The following is a 22977-nucleotide window of genomic DNA, read 5'->3' as shown; positions in this document are numbered from 1 at the left end:
ATTCGACCTTGGTCGAGGGGGCGGGGTCTGGGGCGATCCTGCCCCAGCCGGGCCCGGGGGCGTATTGGCCATTGGTCTAATAGGAAGGGCCGGGGGGCGCGGTTAGCCTTTCGACAAGAAACGAGGGAGGACAGCATGATCACGATGACACGCCGGGCGGCGCTGGTGTGCGGTTTTGCGGCGCTGCTGGCGGCCACGGCCCCCGCGCGGGCGCAGGATCTGCCGGTGCTGACGGTTGCCGCGCTTGAAGGCGGGACGGTGAGCTGGGAACTCGACACGATCACGCATTACGGTCTTGATGCGGCGAACGGGTTCCGGCTTGAGGTGCTGCCCGTCGCGGGCAACCCGGCGGCCGAGGTGGCGCTGCAGGGCGGCGAGGCCGAGGCGATCGTGACCGATTGGGTCTGGGTGGCGCGGATGCGCGCCGCGGGCAAGGATTTCACCTTCCTGCCCTATTCGCGCGCGGTCGGCGGTCTTTTGGTCAAGCCGCAATCGGGGATCATGGATCTGGCGGATCTGAAAGGGAAAAAGATCGGCATTGCCGGGGGGCCGCTGGACAAGAGCTGGCTGATCCTGCGTGCCTATGCGCGCCAGACATACGGCATGGATCTGGCCGCCGAGACCGAGCAGGTCTTTGGCGCGCCGCCCTTGATCATGGAGGCCGCGCTCTCGGGCGAGGTCGATGCGGCGATCAACTTCTGGCATTTCGGCGCGAAGATGCAGGCGCGGGGGATGGAGACGCTGGTTTCGACCTCTGACGCGGCGGCGGCGCTGGGGCTCGATCCGGAAACGCCGCTTCTGGGCTATGTGTTCTCGGAAAAGCTTGAAGCGGACAAGCCCGCGGTGGTGGCCGGGCTGCGCGCGGCCTCGAAGGCGGCCAAGGCGTTGCTGGCCAGCGATGACGCGGCCTTCGCCCGGCTGCGGGCGCGGATGAAGGCGACATCCGATGCGCAATATCTGGCGCTGGTGGCGGGGTATCGGGCGGGGATTCCGGTCGATGCGCCGGTCGATCCGGCGGCGGCCGACAGGATGCTGAAGCTGATGGCCGATCTGGGCGGCGAGGAGCTTTTGGGCCCGGTCAAGGCATTGCCCCCGGGCACCTTCCTGTCGAACTGATGCTGACGATGGCGCGCAAGCCGCAATCCGGGGCAGGAGGGGGGATCATCGCCCCTGCCGCCCCGGTGTCGGGCGGTCGGGAATGGCGCGCGGTCGGGCGCACGGGCCTGTCGATCCTGGCGGCGCTGCTCGTCTGGGCGGGCATTGCCGCGGCTTTGGGCGATCCGTCCCATGCGCCCGGGCCGCAGCAGGTCTTGCCGCAGTTGGCCGAGGGGATCGTCTCGGGCCGGATGCTGCCCGATCTGGGCGCGACGCTTCTGCGGGTGGGGGCGTCCTTCGGGCTGGCGATGCTGGCGGGGACGGTGCTGGGTATTGTCCTTGGCCTGTCGCGGCGGGTGAACGACTGGTTCGACCCCTGGCTGACGATCTGGAACAACATTCCGGCGCTGGTGCTGATCGTGCTCTGTTACCTCTGGATCGGGCTGAACGAGACCGCGGCGATCACCGCCGTGGCGCTGAACAAGGTGCCGCTGGTGGCGGTGATCCTGCGCGAAGGCGTGCGGGCGCGCGATCCGGCGCTGTCGGAAATGGCCCGCGTCTTCGGCATGGGCTTTGTCGCGCGGCACCGTCACATCCTGATCCCGCAGCTGATGCCGCATCTGATCGCCGCCGCCCGCGCCGGGTTGGCGCTGATCTGGAAGGTCGTGCTGGTGGTGGAATTTCTGGGCCGCTCGAACGGGATCGGGTTCCGCATCCATCTGAATTTCCAGATGTTCGACATTGCGGGCGTGCTTTCCTGGGCGGCGGCTTTCGTCTGCGTGATGCTGGCCGTCGAATGGCTGATCCTCGCGCCGCTTTCGGTGCGGGCGAACCGCTGGAGGCGGGAATGATCGCGCTGGATCTGGTCGAGAAACGCTTCGGCGAGACGGTCATTCTGGGCGCGCTGAGCCTGCGCGTCGCGCCGGGCGAGGTGCTGGGGATCGCGGGGCCCTCGGGGGCGGGGAAATCGACGCTCTTGCGCATTCTGGCCGGGGTGGACACGCGGTTTCGGGGCGCGCTGCAGGGTCCGGGCCGCCGCGCGATGGTGTTTCAGGAGCCCAATCTGATGCCCTGGCGGCGCGTGCTGGACAATGTCACCCTGCCGACCGGGGTCGATGCGGCGACGGCCGAGGCCTGGTTGGCGCGCGTCGGTCTGGCGGGCTATGGCGCGCATTGGCCGGGGCAATTGTCGCTGGGTCAGGCGCGCCGGGTGGGGCTGGCGCGGGCCTTCGCGGCGCGGCCCGATCTGCTCATTCTGGATGAACCTTTCGTGTCGCTCGATCCGGGCCGGGTCGAGGAACTGCTCGATCTGACGGCCGGTCTGATCGCCGAAACGCGGCCTGCGGTGGTTCTGGCCTCGCATGCGGCGGCGGAACTCGATCGACTGGCCACGCGGCGCGCGCGGCTTGCGGGGCGTCCGGCACGGCTGAGCGAGGGGTGACCCCCTTGCTTCGGGCGGATCAGGAAAGGCATCGCCTTTCCCCGCCCGCCGTGCAACGCCCGTCGCACGACCGTTTCCCCAAGCGTGACAGAGGCCTGCGCCCAGCCCCGGCGGCGCGAATGCGCCCGCCATGGGCGGGGCGGGCGCAGGCCGAGGGCCTTTGGGGCCCTCGGCGGTCACGGGGCCGATGTTGCGCTGGGCCTCGGCGATGGCCTCGGCCAAGGCAAGTCACGCGCCCTTCGGCGGCCGTGTCCGCGCCGGTTCATAGCCCCAAAGCGCGAGCGCAAAGAACACCGCCGTGGCCCCTGCCGTCACCGCCAGCGACAGCGCATTGCCTTGCAGATAAAGGGAAAACCGGATCAGCTCCACCGCATGGGTAAAGGGGTTGAGCCGACAGATCCAGGCGAGCGCGGGCGAGGCCTCCTGCATCTTCCAGATCGGATACAGCGCCGAGGACAGGAAGAACATCGGGAAGATCACGAAATTCATCACCCCGGCAAAGTTCTCCAGCTGCCGCACCCGGGCCGAAAGCAAAAGCCCCAGCGATCCAAGCATCAGCCCCGACAGCGCCAGCGCGGGCAGGGCGGCCAGATAGCCCAGCGGCGGCAGGTGGATGCCGTAAAGCCAGCCGATGCCCAGAAAGACCGCCACCTGCACCAGCCCGACCAGCGCCCCCGCCAGCAGTTTCGCGCCGAGCAGGAACCAGCGCGGCCAAGGCGCCGTCAGCATCAGCCGCATCGTGCCGCTTTCCCGGTCATTGACCAGCGAAAGCGAGCTTTGCATCGCCGAAAAGAGCAGGATCATCCCGCAAAGCCCCGGCGCGATATAGGTTTCATAGGTGATATAGATGCGATAGGGCGGGATGATCGACATCCCCAAAGCGGCGCGAAAGCCCGCGGCAAAGACGAAAAGCCACACGAGCGGACGCACCAGCGCCGCCAGAAAGCGTTCGCGCTGGGTGAGGAACCGGGCCAGTTCCCGGGTCATGATGGCGCCCGCGGCGCGCAGGGCGCTCATGCCACGGCTCCGGTCTGGGCCAAAAACCAGTCGGGAAGCGGGGTCGTGCCCCGCAGCGCGCCGACCTGACCCGTGGCGGCGACGCGGCCGCGATGCAAAAGCACCATGTCGTCGCTGTCGCGCAATTCATCGACCAGATGCGTCGCCCAAAGCACGCTGATGCCGGTTGCGGCCAGATCATGCACATGCGTGGTGATCGCGGCGCGGGCGGGGGCATCCAGCCCCACCGTCGGCTCGTCAAGCAGCAAAAGCCGCGGCCGGTGGATCAGCGCGCGGGCGATCTCCATCCGCCGCCGGTGCCCGCCATTCAGCCGGCCGACCTTTTCCCCCGCCCGTTCGGCCATGCCAAGCCGGGTCAGGGCTTCCTCGATCCGGGCCTCGGTCTCGGCCCGGCCGAGCCCCTGCAGCGCCGCGAAATAGCGCAGGTTCGCCGCCACCGTGCGATCAAGATCATGGGTCGGCTGCTGAAAGACGACGCCGATGCCCTCCAGCGCGGCGCGGGGGCTGCGGCCCATGTCCACCCCGGCCACCGTCACCACCCCGGGACGCGGCCGAATGAGCCCGGTCAGCACCGCCATCAAGGTCGATTTGCCCGCCCCGTTCGGGCCCAGAAGCGCGCAAAACCGCCCCGCGGGCAGGGTGAAGCTGACGCCGTCCAGCGCGGGTTTCGCGCCCCAGCGGTGGGACAGCCCGGCAACGGCCAGGGCGGGCTCAGTCAATGGTGATCTCGATCCGCTGATCGGCGCCTTTCGCCCCCGGGATTTCAAGGGCATAGCGTCCCGGCTTCACCGCGACAAAGCCGATCTCCATCGTGCCCGCCTGATCGAATTCGATCGAATGCAGCCCCATCGGCCGGATTTCCAGCCCTTCGATCACCACCTCGTCGACCCAGATCGCGCGGAAGAAATCGCCCCCCGCAAGCCCGATCTCGCCCGAGCCGTCGGCGGTGATCTCGACCTCGTAATAGGCGCCCGATTTCAGCGCCCAAGGCCCGCCCAAAGGCTCGCCGACCGAAAGCATCACCTCGGGCAGCGTGTGTTTGTTCGGCCCCGCCAGCAGGCCTGCGGGGGCGTCGTCATCTTCGGCCAAGGCCGGGGTTGCCAAAGCAAGGGCGAGCAGCAGCGGGAAGAGGCGCATGGGAACTCCTTAATTCTGGGTGGGGCGGGCGGCGGCACCCCAAGGGAAGCGGCCGACCTTGATCGTGGCAAGGGGCTCGAGCGTGGCGATGTCGATCACCGTCACATCGCCCGAGACGCCGTTGGTGGTGAAAAGCCGGGTCTGATCGGGCGAGAGCGCCATGTGCCAGACGCGGCGGCCGACCATGATGTAGCGCTCGACCTGCAGGGTCTTCGCATCGACCACGGCCAGATGATTGGCCGGGCCCAAAGCCACGAAAACCCGCGTCGCATCGGGCGAGAATTTCATCCCCACGGGCTGCAGCTTTTCCGCCCGCACGCCCGGAATTTCAAAGGAAATCTTGCCCTTCTCGGTCTGCGTCGCGGTATCAAACACCGTCACCGTGCCGCCGATTTCGGAACTCACCCACAGCTCGGCGCCATCGGGGGAAAATTCCGCATGCCGCGGGCGGCTGTCGACCAGCGTATTCGCGACGATCCGATGCGTCGCGGTGTCGATCCAATGCGCCATGTTGGTGGTTTCCGAGGTCGTCACCTGCAGCTTGCCATCGGGGGAAATCCCCATCCCCTCGGGCTCGACGCCGACGTCGATCTGCGCCGCCACCGACCGGCTTTGCGTGTCGACGACGGTGGTGATCGCGTCATCCTCGTTCGCGATGTAGAGAAGCCGGTCATCTGGGGCGAGGACGAATTGCTCGGGGTCCTCGCCCGAGGGCAGGTCATGCAGGATCGCCCCGGTGTCCGGGTCCATCACCTGCACCGCGTCGCTGTCCGAGGCGCAGATGTAAAGCCGCTTGAAATCGCGCGAAAAGGTGACGCCGCGCGGCCGTTCGCCGGTGGGATAGGTGGCCTTGACGGCGAGCGTCGCCACGTCGATCACGCTCACCGTGTCGTCGGATTCGTTCGTCACCCAGATTTCATCGGCAAGGGCGGGCGTGGCCAGAAGGGTTGTCAGCAAAAGGGCGCGGATCATGGATTGGCTCCGAAGGCTTTGCACAGGGTTTCGGGGCGGTCGGTGCCCAGCGTGTCAAGTTCGTTCGTCTGGTGCAGGAAGCCCTCAAGCGGGGCCATCGCCACCACGGCGCGGTCTGTCACCAAGGGCATCGGCTGGCGCATCTGCCCGTCCCAGGGGCGGAAGCTGACCGGCTGGCCCAGAAAGGCGGCGATGCGGGCCTTGTCCGAGATCAGGAAGCTGCGCAGCGTTTCGGGATCGGCCGTGCCCGCCCGGGTGCGCGCGTCGGAAATCGCGGCGATCGCCACCCATGCGGAAAAATCCTCGTCCTGCATCGGGCGGCCCGCGGCCTCGCGAAAGCGCAGCTGCAGTTGCGCGGCGCCGTAATCCTCGACCACCTCGGTCCAGCCTTTCGCACTCAGCCCCTCGGAGCCCGCGACGGGGCGCGGGGCCCAGGTGTTGAAGGGGATGTAGCGGGCGAAATCGCCGCGTTCGTCGGCCACAAGCAGCACATCATGTTCGGGCAGGTCTTGCGTGAAGAGCGGCACCTCGGCCGCGCCGGAGCGGCGCATGTCGGCACTCAGCGGCCAGTCCTTTTCCCCCGCAAGCGACAGGCCGAATTTCGTCAGGCTGGCTTTCAGCGCCGCGGCGAAAGCCTGGTCCTCGGGCTGCGGGCCGGTGATCAGCGCCAGATCGGTCCAGCGTTTCGCCCGCAATTGCTGCGCCAGCGCATCGGTGCGCATCGCGGTCGTGGGCAGCGTGTGCAGCACATTCGCCCGGCAGTCTTCGGCGCGCAGCTGCGGCTCGGGGGCGGCAGTGTTGAAGATCAGCGCCCCCCGCGCCTCGGGCAGATCGGCGAGCGCCAGCAGATCGGCGGCGGGCGCGCGGACGATCAGCACCCGGGCGCCCTCGGAGAGGGTCTTTTTCGCGGCGGTCAGGAAGTCTTCCTCGGGTGCCACGATGGTTTCGTGCAACTGCCAGTCGATCTTGAGGAATTTTCCCGTCGTCGCGATATCGGCCAGGCTGAGCCGGGCGCCGCCAAGGCCAAGATCGGCCGGATCGCCCGCAAGGTTCGACAGCACCGGTGGCGCCTCGATCTGCCGTTCGAGCCAGTCCAGCCGGATCGTCTCGGCGCCAAGCGGCGCGCAGGCGAGCATCAGGGCTGCGGATGCGACAAGGTTTTTCATGCTTTTCCCCCCGGGCTCAGGCTTCCCGCCCCGGCGCGCGGGCGCAATACGACCAAGGTCTAGGGCCGGGGGCGCGGGCGGGTTTCGGCGCTTTCTTCGACCAAAGTCCAATGGCGCAGTTGATGCGGATCAACCGAGGGTGCGGCAAGCGGATTAGACTGGCGCCGAATGATCAGGAGAGTTGGCCATGAAAGAAAGCTTCATCCTTGCCGCCGTGCTGGCCGTGGCCCTTGGCTCCGGCGCGCAGGCGGACCCGACCGAGCGCATCAAGATCGACGCCGGGCGGCAGTTCTTCGACGCCAACTGCCACCGCTGCCATTCGGTCGATGCCGACAAGGCCAGCTATGGGCCGCTGCTTGAGGGCGTCGTCGGGCGCCGGGCCGGGTCGTTTCCGGGCTATCCCTATTCAAAGGCGCTGGCGGCGGCGGGTTTCGTCTGGACCAAGGGGGCGATCCGCGCCTGGATCGAGGCGAATGACCAGCTCGTGCCCGGCACGAAAATGCGCCATGTCGGCATCACCGATCCGACGGTGCAGGATTTCATCGTCGAATATCTGGCCAGCCTGAAGCCCTGAGACGGGTGGCCTTGCTTCGGGTGGGGGCGCTGCCCGGGGGCCTTTGGGCCCCCGTCGGTCATGGGGCAAAGGGATCGCGGGGCCTTGGCCCCTCGCGCGCCACAGGGTCGTAAGACCAATGGACAATACCCGCCGCCCCCGCCGCTCGCCGATACTTCGCAAAGCCGTGATCAGACCTTTGCGGGGCGTGATCGGACAACAGGGAGGAGAGAAAATGAACCGTTTCGTTCTGGCCGCGGTGGTGGCCCTGACATGTTTCGGCGCCGCGCAGGCGGGGGGCGTGACCGAAGACGATCTGCGCAACGACCAGCAGACCGCGGGCGATGTGGTGACGAACGGCATGGGGCGCGATCTGCAGCGTTTCAGCCCGCTCACCACGCTCAACCGCGACAACGTCAAGAACCTGATGCCCGCCTGGGCCTTCAGCCTGGGCGGCGAAAAGCAGCGCGGTCAGGAAAGCCAGCCGATCGTCTATGACGGCATCATGTATATCACCGGGTCCTATTCGCGGCTTTACGCGATCGACATCCACACCGGCAAGGAGCTGTGGCAATACGATGCCCGCCTGCCCGAGGGCATCCTGCCCTGCTGCGACGTGATCAACCGCGGCGCGGCGATCTATGGCGACAATGTCTATTTCGGCACGCTCGATGCCCGCATCGTCGCCCTTGACCGCAAGACCGGCGACGTCAAGTGGAACAAGAAGATCGCCGATTACAAGGAAGGCTACAGCTATACCGCGGCGCCGCTGATCGTGAACGGGCTCGTCATCACCGGCAATTCGGGCGGCGAATTCGGCATCGTCGGCGAGGTGCAGGCCCGCAATGCGGAAACCGGCGAGCTGGTCTGGACCCGCCCGGTGATCGAGGGGCATATGGGCACGCTGAACGGCCAGCCCTCGACGATGACGGGCACGCTCAATGCGACCTGGCCGGGCGATCTGTGGAAGACCGGCGGCGGGGCGACCTGGCTCGGCGGCAGCTATGATGCCGACACGAACACGCTGATCTTCGGCGCGGGCAACCCGGCGCCCTGGAACAGCCACCTGCGCAATGCGGGCACGCCGGTCGAGGGCAACACGGGCGACAACCTTTACGCCGCCTCGCGTCTTGGGATCGACCCGGCGACGGGCGAGATCAAGTGGCATTTCCAGACCACCCCGCGCGAGGGCTGGGATTTCGACGGCGTGAACGAGGTCGTGGGCTTTGTCGACAAGGACGGCAACAAGCGCTACGCCACCGCCGACCGCAACGGCTTCTTCTATGTACTGAACCGCGAAGACGGCAAATTCGTCAATGCCTGGCCCTTCGTGAAGAACATCACCTGGGCCAAGGGCATCGGCCCGGATGGCCGCCCGATCTACAACGAGGAGAACCGCCCCGGCGCCCCCGATGCCGCGGCCGAAGGCGGCAAGGGCCAGCAGATCTTTGCCGTGCCGAGCTTCCTGGGCGGCAAGAACTGGATGCCGATGGCCTACAGCCAGACCACGGGCCTTTTCTATGTCCCCTCGAACGAATGGGGGATGGATATCTGGAACGAGCCGATCAATTACAAGAAGGGCGCGGCTTACTTGGGCGCGGGCTTCACCATCAAGCCGCTCTTCGAGGATTACATCGGCTCGCTGAAGGCCATCGACCCGAATACGGGCGCGGTGAAATGGGAATACAAGAACGACGCGCCGCTTTGGGGCGGGGTGATGACCACCGCGGGCAATCTTGTCTTCACCGGCAACCCCGAGGGCGAGTTCATGGCGCTCGATGCCGAAACCGGCGAGAAGCTCTGGTCGTTCCAGACCGGCTCGGGCATCGTCGGCCAGCCGATCACCTGGGAACAGGACGGCGAGCAATATGTCTCGATCATCTCGGGCTGGGGCGGTGCGGTGCCGCTTTGGGGCGGCGAAGTGGCCAAGCGCGTCAACTATCTGAATCAGGGCGGCACGGTCTGGACCTTCCGGCTGCCCAAGCAGCTCGCCGCGGCGAACTGAGGGGGGCAGAACGGCAAGGGGGCGTCCGGGGCAACCCGGGCGCCTTTTGCCTGTGCCGGGCCAATGCGACCATTGGACAATACGGGGGCGGCGCTATGATTGTTAGGGTGCAAAGACACTTATCGCCCAAGGGGCGCAGAGAGACAGGACAGGCCCGATGACCCCGGAACCCGCCGCCAGCCCGCGCCCCGATTTCCGCTCGGCGCTGATCGTCGATGATCACCCGCTGTTTTGCGATGCGCTGGCGATGACGCTGCAGGCGGTGGCCGGGATCGAGGAGATCGCCAGCGCCGACAGTCTGGAAACCGCGCTGGCCCGGGTCGAAAGCGCCGCGGGGGCACCGGCCGATGTGCTGGTGCTGGATCTGAACCTGCCCGATGTGAACGGGCTGGACGGGCTGATGCGGCTGCGTCAGGCCGCGCCCGAGATGCCGATCGTCGTCGTCTCCTCGATCGACGATCCGCGGGTGATCCGGGCGGCGATCTCGGCGGGGGCGGCGGGATTCGTGCCCAAGCATTCGCGCCGCGAGCTGTTCCGCCTGGCCTTTGCCGCCATCGCGCGCGGCGAAATCTTCGTGCCGGAATCGACCGGCGAGAGCCTGGCCACCGGCGACGGCATGAGCCCGCAGGACGAGGCGATCCGGCGGCTGAGCCTGCTGACGCGGCAACAGGCGAACATTCTGGAACAGATCTGCGCGGGCAAGATGAACAAGCAGATCGCGTTTGATCTGTCGATTGCCGAAACCACGGTCAAGGCGCATGTGACGGCGATCATGCGCAAGCTGGGCGTCTATTCCCGCACCCAGGCCGTGCTTCTGGCGCGCGAGGCGCAGATCACGGCGCCCTTGCCCGAAGGCTGGCGCAAGCCTTAGTCTGCCCGCAGAAGGTGGGACGCCACAGCGGCAGAGGGAGGAGGCTGCGATGGATCATCCCGACAGCGCCCCCTGGCGGGGGCCGGGGGCGGCGGTGCCGGTGCGTGCCGCGGTGGCGGCATCGACGCCCGGTGCGCTGGCGGCGCTCGCGCGTGCGCTGGGCCCCGGGCCCTTCGCGCAGGTGTTCCTGTTTGCCAGCCCCGAGGCCGATCTGGCGGCGCTGGCGGCCCGGGCGCCTGCGGTCTTTGCCCCGGCACGGGTCTGCGGCTGTTCCACCTCGGGCGAGATCACCGGGCGCGGCTATGACAGCGGCCAGATCGTCGCCTTTGCCCTGCCGTCCGGGGGGTTCGCGGTCGAACAGATGCTGATCGAGCGGCTCGACGGGCTGGACCCGCGGGCGCTGATTGCCGATCTGTTGCGGGCGCGGCAGGCGCTGGGGCGGCGCGCGCCCGACTGGCCGCAAGAATGCGCGGTGCTGCTGGTCGACGGGCTTTCCGGGCAGGAAGATGCGCTGGTCGCGGCGCTCTCGGGCGGGCTTGGCACGGTGCCTGTGGTGGGCGGTTCGGCGGGGGATGCGGCGCGGTTCGAACGCGCCCCGGTCTTTGCCCGCGGCGCGCTGCGCGAGAATGCCGCCGTGCTGACGCTGATCCGCTCGGCCTGGGACATGCGGCCCTTCTGTTTTGCCCATCAGCGCCCGACCGCGCGGCGCATGGTGGTGACGCGGGCCGATCCCTCGCGCCGGCTGGTGGCGCGGATCAATGACGAACCGGCGGCGCAGGAATATGCCCGCCATCTGGGCCTGGCCCCCGACCGGTTGACGCCGTTCCTGTTTGCCGCCCATCCGGTGCTGGTGCGCGCGGGCGGGCGCCATCATGTGCGCTCGATCCAGCAGGTCGAGCCCGATGGCGGGCTGACCTTCTTTGCCGCCATCGACGAGGGGCTGGTGCTGACCCTGGCCGAGCCGGTCGACATGGTGGCGCATCTGCGCGAAGAGCTGGCGGGCCTCTCCGAGACGGGGGCCCCGGCGACGATCCTGGCCTTTGACTGTTTCTTTCGGCGGCTGGAGGCCGAGGGGCGGCAGCTTGGGCGGCAGATCTCCGAACTTCTGGTCGCGCATCGGGTGTGCGGTCTGTCGACCTATGGCGAGCAGGTGGGGGCGATGCATGTGAACCAGACGATCACCGGCCTTGCCTTTTATCCGCCGGAGGCGCGCTGATGGCCCCCGTCGACAATCTGGCCGCCGCCCGCGCGCTGGTCGATCCGGCCGACAGCCCGGCGCGGCAGACCGAAAAGCTTCTGACCATCGTCGGCGCGCTGATCCGCCATGCCGAGGAAACCCCCGAGGATCGCGGCGCCGCCTGGGCGCAATTCGAACGCGCCGCGATGCTGGAAGAACAGGTCCGCGACCGCACCCGCGATCTGGAACGGGCGCTGGATCTGCTCAATGCCTCGAATGCGCGTCTGGCCGAGGCGCATCGCGAAACCGAAACCGCGCGCTCGAACCTGGCCTCGGCGATCGAGACGGTGCAGGAGGGCTTCGCGCTGTTTGACGCCAGCGATGTGCTGGTGATGTGCAATTCCCGCTTCAACGCGCTCTTGCCCGACATCCGCGCGCAGATGCAGCCGGGGCTGAGCTTCACCCGCTATGTCGAGATCGCCGCCAGTTCCCGCCATCTGGGCATGCCCGACGGGATGACGCGCAACGACTGGGTGCGGATGCGGCTGATGCGCCATCAGCAGCACCATTTCATCCTGACGCAGCAGATGGGCGAGGATCGCTGGGTGCAGGTGTCCGAACATCGCACCCGCGAGGGGGGGACGGTGATCTTGCAGACCGAGGTCACCGATTTCATCCGCCGCGAACGCGAGGCGCGGGGGCGACGGCTGGACGATCAGGCGGCGGTGCTGCGGCCGACGCTGGAACATCTGAAGATCGGTGTCTGTTTGTTCGATGTGCGGCTGCATCTGCTGGTCTGGAACGAGCGGCTGGCGGAATTCCTGACCCTGCCGCGCAACCGGCTGTGGCGGGGGATGCATTTCGACGCGCTTTTGGAACAGGTGCGCGGCCAGTTCATCTTTCCGGGCGGCCATTCGGCGCGGCACCTGTCGGATTGGGTGCGACGCGCCCGCAGGCTCGAGACCTTTCAGATCGAGGTCACCCGCGACGGCGGGCAGGTCTACGAGATCTTCGCGCAGGAATTGCCCGATGGCGGCTTTGTGGTGTCGCTGGAGGATATCACCGAGGTCCGCTCGACCTTGGCGGAACTCAGCCGGGCGAACGAGACGCTGGAAGCCCGGGTGACCGAGCGCACCTGCGAACTCGAAGACGCTTTGGCAAGTGCCGAACGGGCGAATGCCTCGCGCGCGCGCTTCGTGGCGGCGGCCAGCCATGACCTGCTGCAGCCGCTGTCGGCGGCCAAGCTTTATCTGGCGTCGCTGGGCGATGACGCGCTGACCGCGCCCGCGCGGCGGACGCTCGACAAGGCGCAAAACGCGCTGATGTCGGTCGAGGGGATTTTGGGCGCGCTCTTGGATATCTCGCGGCTCGAATCGGGGCGGGCGGCGATCGACCCTTCGGCGGTGCCGCTGGGGCCGGTGTTCCGGCAGCTGGCCGATGAATTTGCCCCGGCGGCGGCGCTGAAGGGGCTGCGGCTGCGGGTGCGCCCGACCGAGGCGGTGGTCTTCACCGACCGCGCCTATCTGCGCCGCATTCTGCAAAACCTGATCTCGAATGCGATCCGCTACACCGCCCGGGGTTCGGTTCTGGTGGCGGCGCGCCGCCGCGGCGGGCTTTGGCGGGTCGAGGTGCGCGATTCGGGTCAGGGCATCGCCGAGGAACATCAGGAACTGATCTTTCGCGAATTCCAGCGCATCGACGCCCATGCTTCAGCCTCGGAGGGGATGGGGCTTGGTCTTGCCATCGTCGAACGGGCGGCGGCGCTTCTGGGCCATCCGCTGGCGCTGCGCTCGGCGCCCGGCTGCGGCGCGACCTTTTCGCTGGATCTGGGGCAGGCGGCGCGGCCGCTGGCGCTGCCCGAACCGGGCCATGTCGGACCGCTGAGCCGCGATGCCGAGGCGCGGGATCTGGTGGTGCTGCTGGTCGAGAACGACCCCGATCTGTCCCGCGCGATGGTGCAGCTGCTGGAGAAATGGGGGGTCAGCGTGCTGGATGTCCCCTCGGGCGAAGAGGCGCTGGAGCTGATCGCGGCCACGGGGCTGGTGCCCGACCGCTGTCTGATCGACTATCAACTGGGCGCGGGGATGAGCGGGCTGGACTGTCTGGCGGCCTTGCGGGGGCGGCTGGGCCCGGTGCCTGCGCTGATCGTCACCGCCGACCGCAGCGAGGCGCTGGGCGCCGAGGCCCGGGCGCTGGGCGTTTCGGTGCTGCAAAAACCGACCCCGACCGAGGCCTTGGCGGAGTTCCTGTTCGGCGCGGGATCGACCCTCGCGCCCCCTAGGCCTTGACGATCCAGCCGCCGCCGAAGATCCGGCTGCCCGCGGTTTCGTAAAAGACGCAGGCCTGTCCGGGGCTGACGCCTTCCTCGGGCTCGATCAGTTCGACCTCGGCCGTGGTGGCCGAGAGCGGGCGCACCAGCGCCGGACGCGGCGCCCGGGTCGAGCGGATGCGCACCGAGACCTCCCATTCCGGGCGGCTGTCAAAAGGCGCATCGCCCAGCCAGTTGATCTCGGCCACCCGCAGAAGCCGCGTCGCCAGCGCCTCCTTGGGGCCGACGATGACCCGGCGCGTGTCGGGGTCAAGCTTCACCACATAAAGCGGATGATCGCCCAGCCCCCCGATTCCCAGACCGCGGCGCTGCCCGATCGTGTAGTGGATCACGCCTTTGTGATGTCCAAGCACCTTCCCCGACAGATCGACGATCTCGCCCGGATCGGCGGCCCCGGGGCGCAACTTCTCGATCACGCTCGCATAATTGCCGTTCGGCACGAAGCAGATGTCCTGGCTGTCGGGCTTGTCGGCGACAACGAGACCGAATCTGGCCGCAAGTTTACGCGTTTCGGCTTTCGAGGGCAGATGGCCCAGCGGGAATCGCAGGAACGCCAGTTGCTCGGGCGTGGTCGAGAACAGGAAGTAACTTTGATCGCGCATCGGATCGGCGGCGCTGTGCAGCTCCGGCCCCTGCGCGCCGATCTTGCGCTGGATGTAATGGCCCGTCGCCATGCAATCGGCATCGAGATCGCGGGCGGTTTCCAGCAGATCCTTGAACTTCACCCGCTCGTTGCAGCGGATGCAGGGCACGGGCGTCGCCCCGGCCAGATAGGCATCGGCGAATTCCTCGATCACGGCCTCGCGAAAAGTGTTTTCGTAATCAAGGACATAGTGGGGAAAGTTCATCGCCTCCGCGACGCGGCGGGCGTCGTGAATGTCCTGCCCCGCGCAGCAGGCGCCCTTTTTCGCAAGCGCCGCGCCGTGATCGTAAAGCTGCAAGGTCACGCCGATGACATCGTAGCCTTCCTCCTTCAGCATCGCGGCGACGACCGAACTGTCGACGCCGCCCGACATGGCGACGACCACGCGGGTGTCGGCGGGCGCTTTCGGCAGGCCCAGCGAATTCAGGGGAAGATCTTTCGGCATCGCAACAGTCCTTTAACCAGACCCGCAGGAATATAGGAAAATGCGATCTACTCTCAACCCTTGGCTAAACCCAGCGTTAAGGCCCGCCGCGCATTCTGCCCCCATGAAGACGAGGGGGTGAGCCCATGTATCTGAAAAAAGTCGACGGACCGCGCGCAGTGACCCTGCCCGATGGCACGATTCTGACCCGTGCCGATCTGCCGCCGAAAGAAACGCGTCGTTGGGTGGCGTCGCGCAAGGCAATCATCGTGCATGCGGTGACGCATGGCCTCATTGGCCGTTCGGAAGTACTTGAACGTTACGGCTTATCGGAGGAAGAATTCGATATCTGGGCCGAAGCGGTCCGCAAACACGGCATTGCCGGGCTGAAAGTGACGGCTATCCAGAAGTATAGACAACTTTAAGTTGCAAATGAACAGAATCCTGCGACAGTAACTACGTGTTAACCATTTGGTGCCAAGTTCGAAGGTGATCGAGGGATTAATGCGGAGAACCCAGGATGCGGATTTTGTTGGTGGAGGACGACCCGACGACCTCTCGCAGCATCGAGCTGATGCTGACCCATGCCAACCTCAATGTCTACTGCACCGATCTCGGTGAAGAAGGCATCGACCTTGCGAAGCTTTACGATTACGATCTGATCCTGCTCGATCTCAACCTTCCCGACATGAACGGGCTCGAGGTGCTGCGACAGCTGCGTCTGGCGCGGGTCGACACGCCGATCCTGATTCTCACCGGTGCCGATGACACCGAGAACAAGATCAAGGGCTTCGGCTTTGGCGCCGACGATTACATGACGAAGCCCTTCCATCGCGAAGAGCTGGTGGCCCGGATCCATGCGATCATCCGCCGCTCCAAGGGGCATTCGCAGTCGATCATCCGCACCGGCAAGATCTCGGTCAACCTTGACGCCAAGACGGTGGAAGTGGGCGGCAAGCCCGTGCATCTGACCGGCAAGGAATATCAGATGCTGGAGCTTCTGAGCCTGCGCAAGGGCACGACGCTGACCAAGGAGATGTTCCTGAACCACCTTTATGGCGGCATGGACGAGCCGGAACTGAAGATCATCGACGTCTTCATCTGCAAGCTGCGCAAGAAGCTGGCCGAAGTCACCGGCGGCGAAAACTACATCGAAACCGTCTGGGGCCGGGGCTATGTGCTGCGCGACCCGGATCAGGGCGATCTCGACCGCCGCATGGTCGTTGGCGCCTGACCTCTTCTCGCTGGACGCTCCCGGCGGCTGCCCCTAAATCTGGGGCAGCCGGAGGGAGACGAAGATGAGTGCAGAGCCTTTTGCTGATCTGGACAGCCTGACCCGCGCCGAAGCAGAGGCGGAACTTCCTGCGCTTGCCGCCCGGATCGAGGCGGCCAATGCCGCCTATCACACCCATGACGCCCCCGAGATCTCCGATGCCGAGTATGACGCGCTGAAGCGGCGTCTGACGGCGATCGAGACGCGCTTTCCCGATCTTGCCCGCCCCGACAGCCCGACGGTGAAAGTCGGGGCCGCCCTGGCCGAGGGCTTCGGCAAGGTCGCGCATGAGATTCGCATGCTCAGTCTGGAAAACGCCTTTCTGGACGCGGATGTGGCGGATTTCGACGGACGGATGCGCAGCTATCTGGGCCTTGGCCCCGAGGTGTCCTTGCCCTGCACCGCGGAACCGAAGATCGACGGGCTCTCGCTCTCGCTGCGCTACGAAGACGGGCTGCTGGTGCAGGCCGCGACCCGGGGCGATGGCGAGACGGGCGAGAATGTCACCGAAAACGCCCGCACCATTGCCGACATTCCGCAGCGCCTGACCGGCGCGCCCGCCGTGCTGGAAGTCCGCGGCGAGGTTTACATGAGCCATGCCGATTTCGCGGCGCTGAATGCGCGGCAGGCGGAGCGGGGCGACAAGACCTTTGCCAATCCGCGCAATGCCGCCGCGGGCTCGCTGCGCCAGCTCGATGCCCGGATCACCGCCTCCAGGCCGTTGAAGTTCTTTGCCTATTCCTGGGGGGCTCTGTCCGAACCGCTGGCCGACACGCAATTTGGCGCGATCGAACGGCTCAAGGATCTCTGCTTCAAGACCAATCCGCTGACCCGCCTTTGCGCCGATACGGCCGAAATGCTGGCCCAGTATCGCGCGATCGAGGCGCAGCGGGCGGTGCTCGGCTATGACATCGACGGGGTGGTTTACAAGGTGAACGATCTGGCGTTGCAGGCGCGGCTCGGCTTTCGCTCGACCACGCCGCGTTGGGCGATCGCGCATAAATTTCCCGCCGAACTGGCCTGGACCCGGCTGGAAAAGATCGAGATTCAAGTCGGCCGCACCGGGGCGCTGTCGCCCGTCGCGCGGCTCGCGCCGGTCACCGTGGGCGGCGTCGTCGTCTCGAATGCGACGCTGCACAATGAAGATTACATCGCCGGGCGCTCCTCGAAAGGCGAGGTGCTCCGCGACGGCAAGGACATCCGCGAGGGCGACTGGGTGCAGGTCTATCGCGCCGGGGACGTGATCCCCAAGGTCGCCGATGTCGATCTGTCGCGCCGCGATCCTGCGGCGCAACCTTTTGTTTTCCCGCATCTTTGCCCCGAATGCGGCGCCGAGGCCCTGCGCGAGGAGGGCGATGCCGTGCGCCGCTGCTCCGGCGGTCTGATCTGCCCGGCGCAGGCGGTGGAGAAGCTGAAACATTTCGTCTCGCGCGCCGCCTTCGACATCGAGGGGCTGGGCGCCAAGCAGATCGAGGCCTTTTACAAGGATGGCTGGATCCGCGAACCGGCCGAGATCTTCACCCTGCAGGCGCGCTTCGGTGCGGGTCTGCAACAGCTGAAGAACCGCGAGGGCTGGGGCGAGAAATCCGCGCAAAACCTGTTTCAGGCCATTGAGGAAAAACGAAAAATCCCACTCGCCCGGCTGATCTTCGCGCTTGGCATCCGCCATGTCGGGGAAAGCTCGGCCGCGCTTCTGGCGACGCATTACCTGAGCTGGGAGCGGTTCGCGGCGGCGATGCAGGCCGCCGTTCCCGGGTCGCCCGACTGGCAGGAGCTGCTCAGCATCGACGGCGTTGGCGAGACTTTGGCCGCCTCGGTGACCGCGGCCTTTCATCCTGGCCCCGAACGCGCCGCGATCGACCGGCTTGCCGCCCATCTGACCGTCGAGCCCGCCACGCCGCGCGCAACCGACAGCCCGGTGGCCGGTCTGACCGTCGTCTTCACCGGCACGCTGGAGCGCATGACCCGGGCCGAGGCGAAAGCCCGGGCCGAGGCGCTTGGCGCCAAGGTCGCGGGCTCGGTCTCGGCCAAGACCGACATTCTGGTGGCCGGTCCGGGGGCGGGGTCGAAAGCGACGAAGGCGGCCGCGCTTGGGGTCCGGGTCATCGACGAAGAGGCCTGGCTGCGCCTCATCGGGGCGGCATGACGGGGCGGCCTGCCGTTCTGTTTCCGCTTTTCGCCTCGGCCGAGACTTTGCCCGGCGTCGGGGCGAAGACGGCGAAGGCTTTGGAAAACCTGGGAATTACCCGCCCGCGCGATGTGCTTTTCACGCTGCCCTCGGCTGTGGTCGACCGCCGTCCGGTGCAGACGATCCGTGATGTCACGCCGCCGCTGACGCTGACGGTCGAGGTCGAGGTGCTGACCCATCTGGCGGCGCGCAACCGCGCGGGCCCGTCGCGGGTGCTGGTGCGCGACGGCGCGGGGGTGGAATTCGCGCTCGTCTTCTTTCACGCGCGCGGCGATTATCTGGACAAGATCCTGCCCAAGGGGGCGCGGCGGCTGGTCTCGGGGCGGCTGGAACTCTTTGACGGCACGGCGCAGATGGTCCACCCGGATCATGTTCTGGCGCCCGACGAGGCGGCGAGCCTGCCGCGATTCGAGCCGGTCTATCCGCTGACCGCCGGGGTGACGCAGCGGGTCATGGCGAAGGCGGCCGAGGGGGCGCTGGCGCGGTTGCCCGATCTGCCCGAATGGATCGACGCGGCGCTGAAGGCCCGCGAAAGCTGGCCCGACTGGGCTGCGGCGCTGCGCGCGGCCCATGCGCCGCAGGCGCAGTCCGACACCGCGGCCACCGCGCCGGCGCGGCAACGCCTGGCCTATGACGAGCTTTTCGCGCATCAGATGACCTTGGCGCTCGCCCGTCGTCAGGCCCGCCACCCCAAGGGGCGGATCACCGAAGGCACCGGGGAATTGACCGGCAAGGTGCTGAAATCACTTCCGTTTCAGCCCACTGGCGCGCAGCTGCGCGCCAGTCGCGAGATTGCGGCCGACATGGCGACGCCCAGCCGGATGAACCGGCTTTTGCAAGGCGATGTCGGCGCGGGCAAGACGCTGGTGGCCTTTCTGGCGCTTTTGACCGCGGTCGAGGCGGGCGGGCAGGGCGTCTTGATGGCGCCGACGGAAATTCTGGCGCGGCAGCATTTCGAGGGGCTGGGCACGCTCGCCACGGCGGCAGGCGTCCGGATGGCGGTTCTGACCGGCCGCGACAAGGGGGCGGAACGGGCGCGCAAGCTGACGGATCTGGTCGAGGGGCGGATCCAGATCTTGCTGGGCACCCATGCGGTCTTTCAGAAAGACGTGGTTTTTCAGGATCTTCGGCTGGTCATCATCGACGAGCAGCACCGTTTTGGCGTGGCACAACGGATGGAGCTGGGCGCCAAGGGCGAGATGGCGGATGTGCTGGTGATGACGGCGACGCCGATCCCGCGCTCGCTGGCGCTGGCGCAATATGGCGACATGGACGTGAGCCTGCTCGACGAAAAACCGCCGGGGCGGTTGCCGGTGACGACGGCGCTGATCTCGACCGCGCGGATCGGCGAGGTGGTGGCGCATCTGGCCCGCGCCGTGGCCGAGGGGCGGCAGGCCTATTGGGTCTGTCCGCTGGTCGAGGAAAGCGAACGCGTCGATCTGGCCTCGGCCGAGGAGCGCTTCGCGCATCTGCGCATGGTGCTGGGCGAGGGCACCGTCGGGCTGGTGCATGGGCAGCTGCCGCCCGCCGAAAAGGACGCCGCGATGGCGGATTTCGTGGCGGGAAAGACCCGGGTTCTGGTGGCGACGACGGTGATCGAGGTGGGGGTGAACGTGCCCGATGCCTCGATCATGGTGATCGAGCGGGCCGAGACCTTTGGTCTGGCGCAGCTGCACCAGCTGCGGGGCCGGGTCGGGCGGGGCGCGGCGAAATCGACCTGTCTGATGCTTTATCAGGCGCCGCTGAGCGAAAGCGGCGAGCGGCGGCTGTCGATCCTGCGCGACAGCGAGGACGGATTTCGCATTGCGGAAGAAGACCTTGCGATGCGCGGCGCGGGCGATGTGATCGGCACGGCGCAATCGGGCCTGCCGCGCTTTCGCATCGCCGATCTGGAACGGCAGGCCGGGCTGATGGCGCTGGCGCAAAGCGATGCGCGGGTGCTGCTGGCGATGGACCCGGGGCTGGAAAGCCCGCGCGGGCAGGCGGCCCGGGTGCTGATGTGGCTCACCGAACAGGATCGGGCGATCCGGTTGATCGACGTCGGTTAAGAGTTCTTAAAATGTTCTTGACGCAAGTCGCAGAACATGAGAACAAAAGAGCAACAGGAAGGAGACCTGAGATGCAGAACCGTCCGACCCCGTTCGTTGCCCGTGAAACCGCCGAGATGGCGCAAGACATGATCGGGGCGCTGTCGCTTTGCGTCACTTTCCTGGCCGTGCTGTACCTGCCCGGCCTTTTTTGACCGTCACTGCCTCGCGCTTTCGCGCCCCTGACGTCACGTCAAGGCCGCCTGTCCCCAAGGGCTTTGCCCGGAAAGCGCTTCCTGCGCCGCCATCCCCGGATGGCGGCGTTTTTTCACATCCGATAGGCCAGCCGCAGCCCGCCCCAATGCCGTCCCGAAACGAAGATCGGCGCCGAAAGATCCTTCATCAGCACGATATTGCCGCCGCCCATGTCGCGGCGGTAGATCTGCAGCAGGAAAGGCGCGGTCGATTGCCCGGCGCGCAGCCCGACGCGGTCGTTGAAGATACGCCGGTTGCGGCAGTTGGCGGCGTTCCAGACCGGGTCCGCGCCTTGCGGCTGCGAGAATTTGCGATTGTGCGTCGGCAGATAGCCGTTGCGATCGACCGCGGCGCAAAACACGATCTCCGGCGAGAGGCCCAGCACGCGTTCCTGCACCTCGGGCAGGACGGCATCGGTGAAGCCGGTGAAGGGCGCCATCATCTGCTGCGGATCGGTGCCCGCGATCGGCGTGTAGCGCTGATCAAACAGCGTCGCCACGCTGGTGCGGCCCGCGGCAATCCCCGCTTCGAAGAGCTGCCCCACCTCTTCGGCGGCGGCTTTCACCGCCTCGATGAACCGGTTGTCGGAGAGTTCCCCGCCCAGTTCCACCGCTTCCTGCACGATGGTTTCGCCCGCCACGATCAGCGTGCGGGTCTTTTGCGTTGCCGCGTGCACCTCGGTCGAGGTGTCCTGCATCCCCGTGGCCATGCGCCGGAACGCGGGCCCGAAGGAGGCATTGGCGCTGTTCACCTCGGCTGCGCGGGTGGCGATTTCGGTGACGGCGGCCCGGGTCTGGGTCAGCCCGCCGAGCATCCGGCCAAGCGCCGCATCGGTGCCCGAAGCGCCGGTCAGCACCGCATCGGCATCGGTCGAAATCGCCCCGGCTTCGTCATGCAGCGCCCGCAGCGAGGTGGTCAGCCCGCCCACCGCGCCCCCGATCCCCTCGGAGGCGGCGGCGGTCTTGCGCGACAGTTCGTTGATCGCCTCGGCCACGACGGCAAAGCCGCGCCCGGCATCCCCCGCCCGCGCGGCTTCAATTTTTGCGTTGATCGCCAATATGTTGACCTGCATCGCCACGGATTTGATGCCGGCGTTTTCCGCCTGCACCCGGGTCAGGGTCTCGTTCAGCTCCTCCATCCGCGCGATGGCCGAGCGCACCCAGCTGGCGATCGTCTGCGCATGGGCCGAGGTTTCGCGCAGCTGCGCCGCCGTCTCCTCGACCATGCCAAGCGTGGCATCGGCGCTGGCGCCCACGCGCTGCGCACCGTCCAGCACGCGGGCATTGGCGTCCTGCACCGTTTCGGCCGCCGTCTGCGCGGTGCGCAGCAGCGACAGTTGCGAATCGGCGAGCTTTTCGAGCGCTTCCAGCGCGCCCGCAACCTCGGCCACATCGCGGCCAAGGTCGATCGCATCGGTGGCGATGCGGGTGATGCGGCCTTCCGAGGAGGGCGGCAGGGCAGGAGAGGCGGCAAGGTGATTCATGAAAGGTCCGGTTCAGCGACGGCACATCGTCGCATCTCGGCCTTGCACAAGCGTTAACTGCGCCGGTCAAACTGCCGTCAAAGCGGCCAATGTTGCCTCGGGGGCGAGCAGGATCGAGGCATGGCGGTTGGGGTAGTCGCGCGCCGCCGTCAAGACCGCATAATCGCCAAAGGGCGCGGCGGGCACCGGCCCGCCTTTCAGCATCGCCACCAGCGCCTCGCACAGCGCGGCCACCTCTTCCTGCGTGCGCCCGATCACGGCTGCGCCGAAAATCGCGGCCGAGGCCTGCCCCAGCGCACAGGCATGGACGGTCTGCGAAAAGGCGGCGATGCGCCCCCCCTCGAGCCGCAGGGCGACGGTGACGGTCGAGCCGCAGAGCGGCGCGCGTTTCGTGGCCCGCTGTGCGGGATCGGGCAGGGGGTCGGTGTGCGGGATCGCGGCCGCCAGCGCCAGCACGCGATCGGCATAGAGTTTGAAAAGATCGGCGTCGCTCATGGCTTTTCCCCGCAGGCTGCGCAGGTTAGATAGACCGGGACGCGCAGGGAGGAAAGCATGGGTTTCGATCCGCAAAGCCTGAAATATGATGCGAATGGCCTGATCCCGGCGATTGCGCAGGAGGCGGGCACGGGCGAGGTGCTGATGCTGGCCTGGATGAATGCCGAAAGTCTGGCGCGGACGCTGGCGACGGGGCAGGTCACCTATTGGAGCCGCTCGCGGCAGGCGTTCTGGGCCAAGGGCGAAAGCTCGGGCCATGTGCAAAAGCTGGTCGAGTTGCGGCTGGATTGCGACCGCGATTGCCTGTTGCTTCTGGTCGAGCAGATCGGCCCGGCCTGTCACACCAACCGCCGGTCGTGTTTCTATACTGCGGTGCGCGGGGGCGAAGAGGTCGAGATTCTGACGCCGATGGCCGATTGACCCGGG

The 22977-nt window shown here is 67.1% G+C and carries 22 protein-coding genes; 14 read left to right on the top strand and 8 right to left on the bottom strand.

The features are described 5' to 3' along the window. The first annotated feature begins 135 nt into the window (after positions 1-135). The 3 genes from ACTTAG_RS10940 to ACTTAG_RS10930 are packed head-to-tail and all read left to right on the top strand — an operon-like array spanning position 136 to position 2536. Positions 136-1116 carry an ABC transporter substrate-binding protein gene (locus ACTTAG_RS10940; RefSeq protein ID WP_444462359.1) on the top strand — a complete coding sequence of 327 codons (981 nt, stop codon included), beginning with the start codon at positions 136-138 and terminating at the stop codon, positions 1114-1116. Next, entirely contained in the window at positions 1116-1946 is an 831-nt protein-coding gene (locus ACTTAG_RS10935; protein ID WP_444462358.1) for an ABC transporter permease, read from the top strand. The genes ACTTAG_RS10940 and ACTTAG_RS10935 overlap by 1 nt, the downstream gene beginning before the upstream one ends. Then, positions 1943-2536, top strand: coding sequence for an ABC transporter ATP-binding protein (locus ACTTAG_RS10930; RefSeq protein ID WP_444462357.1), 594 nt, complete (start codon positions 1943-1945; stop codon positions 2534-2536). Before ACTTAG_RS10935 ends, ACTTAG_RS10930 begins: the two co-directional genes overlap by 4 nt. A 228-nt stretch (positions 2537-2764) precedes the next feature. Here ACTTAG_RS10930 and ACTTAG_RS10925 read toward each other — a convergent pair whose 3' ends face one another. From ACTTAG_RS10925 to ACTTAG_RS10905, 5 genes are read right to left on the bottom strand one after another with little or no spacing between them, the layout of a single operon-like run. Continuing rightward, complete coding sequence (locus ACTTAG_RS10925) at positions 2765-3553, bottom strand: ABC transporter permease (RefSeq protein ID WP_444462356.1); 789 nt, start codon at positions 3551-3553, stop codon at positions 2765-2767. After that, on the bottom strand, positions 3550-4272 hold the full coding sequence (locus ACTTAG_RS10920) for an ABC transporter ATP-binding protein (RefSeq protein WP_444462355.1): 723 nt from the start codon (positions 4270-4272) through the stop codon (positions 3550-3552). The genes ACTTAG_RS10925 and ACTTAG_RS10920 overlap by 4 nt, the downstream gene beginning before the upstream one ends. Then, positions 4265-4690 (bottom strand): hypothetical protein, encoded by a 426-nt coding sequence (locus tag ACTTAG_RS10915; RefSeq protein WP_444462354.1) that lies wholly within the window; start codon positions 4688-4690, stop codon positions 4265-4267. Before ACTTAG_RS10915 ends, ACTTAG_RS10920 begins: the two co-directional genes overlap by 8 nt. A gap of 9 nt (positions 4691-4699) precedes the next feature. After that, entirely contained in the window at positions 4700-5662 is a 963-nt protein-coding gene (locus ACTTAG_RS10910; protein ID WP_444462353.1) for a YVTN family beta-propeller repeat protein, read from the bottom strand. Further along, a complete protein-coding gene (locus ACTTAG_RS10905; RefSeq protein ID WP_444462352.1) occupies positions 5659-6828 on the bottom strand; it encodes an ABC transporter substrate-binding protein in 1170 nt (389 codons plus the stop codon). The genes ACTTAG_RS10910 and ACTTAG_RS10905 overlap by 4 nt, the downstream gene beginning before the upstream one ends. Positions 6829-7015: 187 nt before the next feature. Here ACTTAG_RS10905 and ACTTAG_RS10900 point away from each other — a divergent pair, with 187 nt between their 5' ends. The 5 genes from ACTTAG_RS10900 (at position 7016) to ACTTAG_RS10880 (ending at position 13722) form a co-directional block, all read left to right on the top strand. Then, the gene (locus ACTTAG_RS10900; RefSeq protein ID WP_444462351.1) at positions 7016-7402 is read left to right on the top strand and encodes a c-type cytochrome; all 387 of its coding nucleotides are present in this window, start codon (positions 7016-7018) and stop codon (positions 7400-7402) included. Between the two features lie 214 nt (positions 7403-7616). Then, positions 7617-9386, top strand: coding sequence for a PQQ-dependent methanol/ethanol family dehydrogenase (locus ACTTAG_RS10895; RefSeq protein ID WP_444462350.1), 1770 nt, complete (start codon positions 7617-7619; stop codon positions 9384-9386). A 157-nt stretch (positions 9387-9543) separates the two neighbouring features. Next, a complete protein-coding gene (locus tag ACTTAG_RS10890) occupies positions 9544-10257 on the top strand; it encodes a response regulator (RefSeq protein ID WP_444462349.1) in 714 nt (237 codons plus the stop codon). Positions 10258-10306: 49 nt separating this feature from the next. Then, positions 10307-11473 carry an FIST N-terminal domain-containing protein gene (locus tag ACTTAG_RS10885; RefSeq protein ID WP_444462348.1) on the top strand — a complete coding sequence of 389 codons (1167 nt, stop codon included), beginning with the start codon at positions 10307-10309 and terminating at the stop codon, positions 11471-11473. Beyond that, positions 11473-13722 (top strand): PAS-domain containing protein, encoded by a 2250-nt coding sequence (locus tag ACTTAG_RS10880; RefSeq protein ID WP_444462347.1) that lies wholly within the window; start codon positions 11473-11475, stop codon positions 13720-13722. Before ACTTAG_RS10885 ends, ACTTAG_RS10880 begins: the two co-directional genes overlap by 1 nt. Here the strand turns inward: ACTTAG_RS10880 and mnmA are convergent. Then, the gene (gene mnmA, locus ACTTAG_RS10875; protein WP_444462346.1) at positions 13712-14851 is read right to left on the bottom strand and encodes a tRNA 2-thiouridine(34) synthase MnmA; all 1140 of its coding nucleotides are present in this window, start codon (positions 14849-14851) and stop codon (positions 13712-13714) included. The two genes, ACTTAG_RS10880 and mnmA, sit on opposite strands and share 11 nt — an antisense overlap. A 125-nt stretch (positions 14852-14976) precedes the next feature. Between mnmA and sciP the strand changes: the two genes are divergently transcribed. From sciP to ACTTAG_RS10850, 5 genes are all read left to right on the top strand, one after another. After that, positions 14977-15255 (top strand): CtrA inhibitor SciP, encoded by a 279-nt coding sequence (gene sciP, locus ACTTAG_RS10870; RefSeq protein ID WP_444462345.1) that lies wholly within the window; start codon positions 14977-14979, stop codon positions 15253-15255. A 95-nt stretch (positions 15256-15350) separates the two neighbouring features. Further along, positions 15351-16064, top strand: coding sequence for a response regulator transcription factor CtrA (gene ctrA, locus ACTTAG_RS10865; protein ID WP_013067387.1), 714 nt, complete (start codon positions 15351-15353; stop codon positions 16062-16064). Positions 16065-16128: 64 nt separating this feature from the next. Then, a complete protein-coding gene (gene ligA, locus ACTTAG_RS10860) occupies positions 16129-18249 on the top strand; it encodes an NAD-dependent DNA ligase LigA (RefSeq protein ID WP_444462344.1) in 2121 nt (706 codons plus the stop codon). Then, on the top strand, positions 18246-20339 hold the full coding sequence (recG, locus tag ACTTAG_RS10855) for an ATP-dependent DNA helicase RecG (RefSeq protein ID WP_444462343.1): 2094 nt from the start codon (positions 18246-18248) through the stop codon (positions 20337-20339). Before ligA ends, recG begins: the two co-directional genes overlap by 4 nt. A gap of 71 nt (positions 20340-20410) precedes the next feature. Beyond that, positions 20411-20533: a hypothetical protein gene (locus ACTTAG_RS10850; RefSeq protein ID WP_444462342.1), complete on the top strand. Its 123-nt coding sequence runs from the start codon at positions 20411-20413 to the stop codon at positions 20531-20533. A 113-nt stretch (positions 20534-20646) separates the two neighbouring features. Here the strand turns inward: ACTTAG_RS10850 and ACTTAG_RS10845 are convergent, their stop codons facing one another. Together ACTTAG_RS10845 and ACTTAG_RS10840 are read right to left on the bottom strand one after the other, a co-directional pair. Continuing rightward, positions 20647-22056 carry a methyl-accepting chemotaxis protein gene (locus ACTTAG_RS10845; protein WP_444462341.1) on the bottom strand — a complete coding sequence of 470 codons (1410 nt, stop codon included), beginning with the start codon at positions 22054-22056 and terminating at the stop codon, positions 20647-20649. A 66-nt stretch (positions 22057-22122) separates the two neighbouring features. Beyond that, a complete protein-coding gene (locus ACTTAG_RS10840; RefSeq protein ID WP_444462340.1) occupies positions 22123-22551 on the bottom strand; it encodes an iron-sulfur cluster assembly scaffold protein in 429 nt (142 codons plus the stop codon). A gap of 57 nt (positions 22552-22608) precedes the next feature. Between ACTTAG_RS10840 and hisI the strand changes: the two genes are divergently transcribed. Further along, complete coding sequence (hisI, locus tag ACTTAG_RS10835; protein ID WP_444462339.1) at positions 22609-22971, top strand: phosphoribosyl-AMP cyclohydrolase; 363 nt, start codon at positions 22609-22611, stop codon at positions 22969-22971. The last annotated feature ends 6 nt before the right edge of the window (positions 22972-22977 follow it).

Origin of the sequence: Rhodobacter capsulatus (assembly GCF_052363185.1) — a bacterium.
Taxonomy (GTDB): Bacteria; Pseudomonadota; Alphaproteobacteria; order Rhodobacterales; family Rhodobacteraceae; genus Rhodobacter; species Rhodobacter capsulatus_E.
The sequence above is the reverse complement of the archived record's forward strand: the minus strand, read 5'-3'. Positions and strand labels throughout refer to the sequence as shown.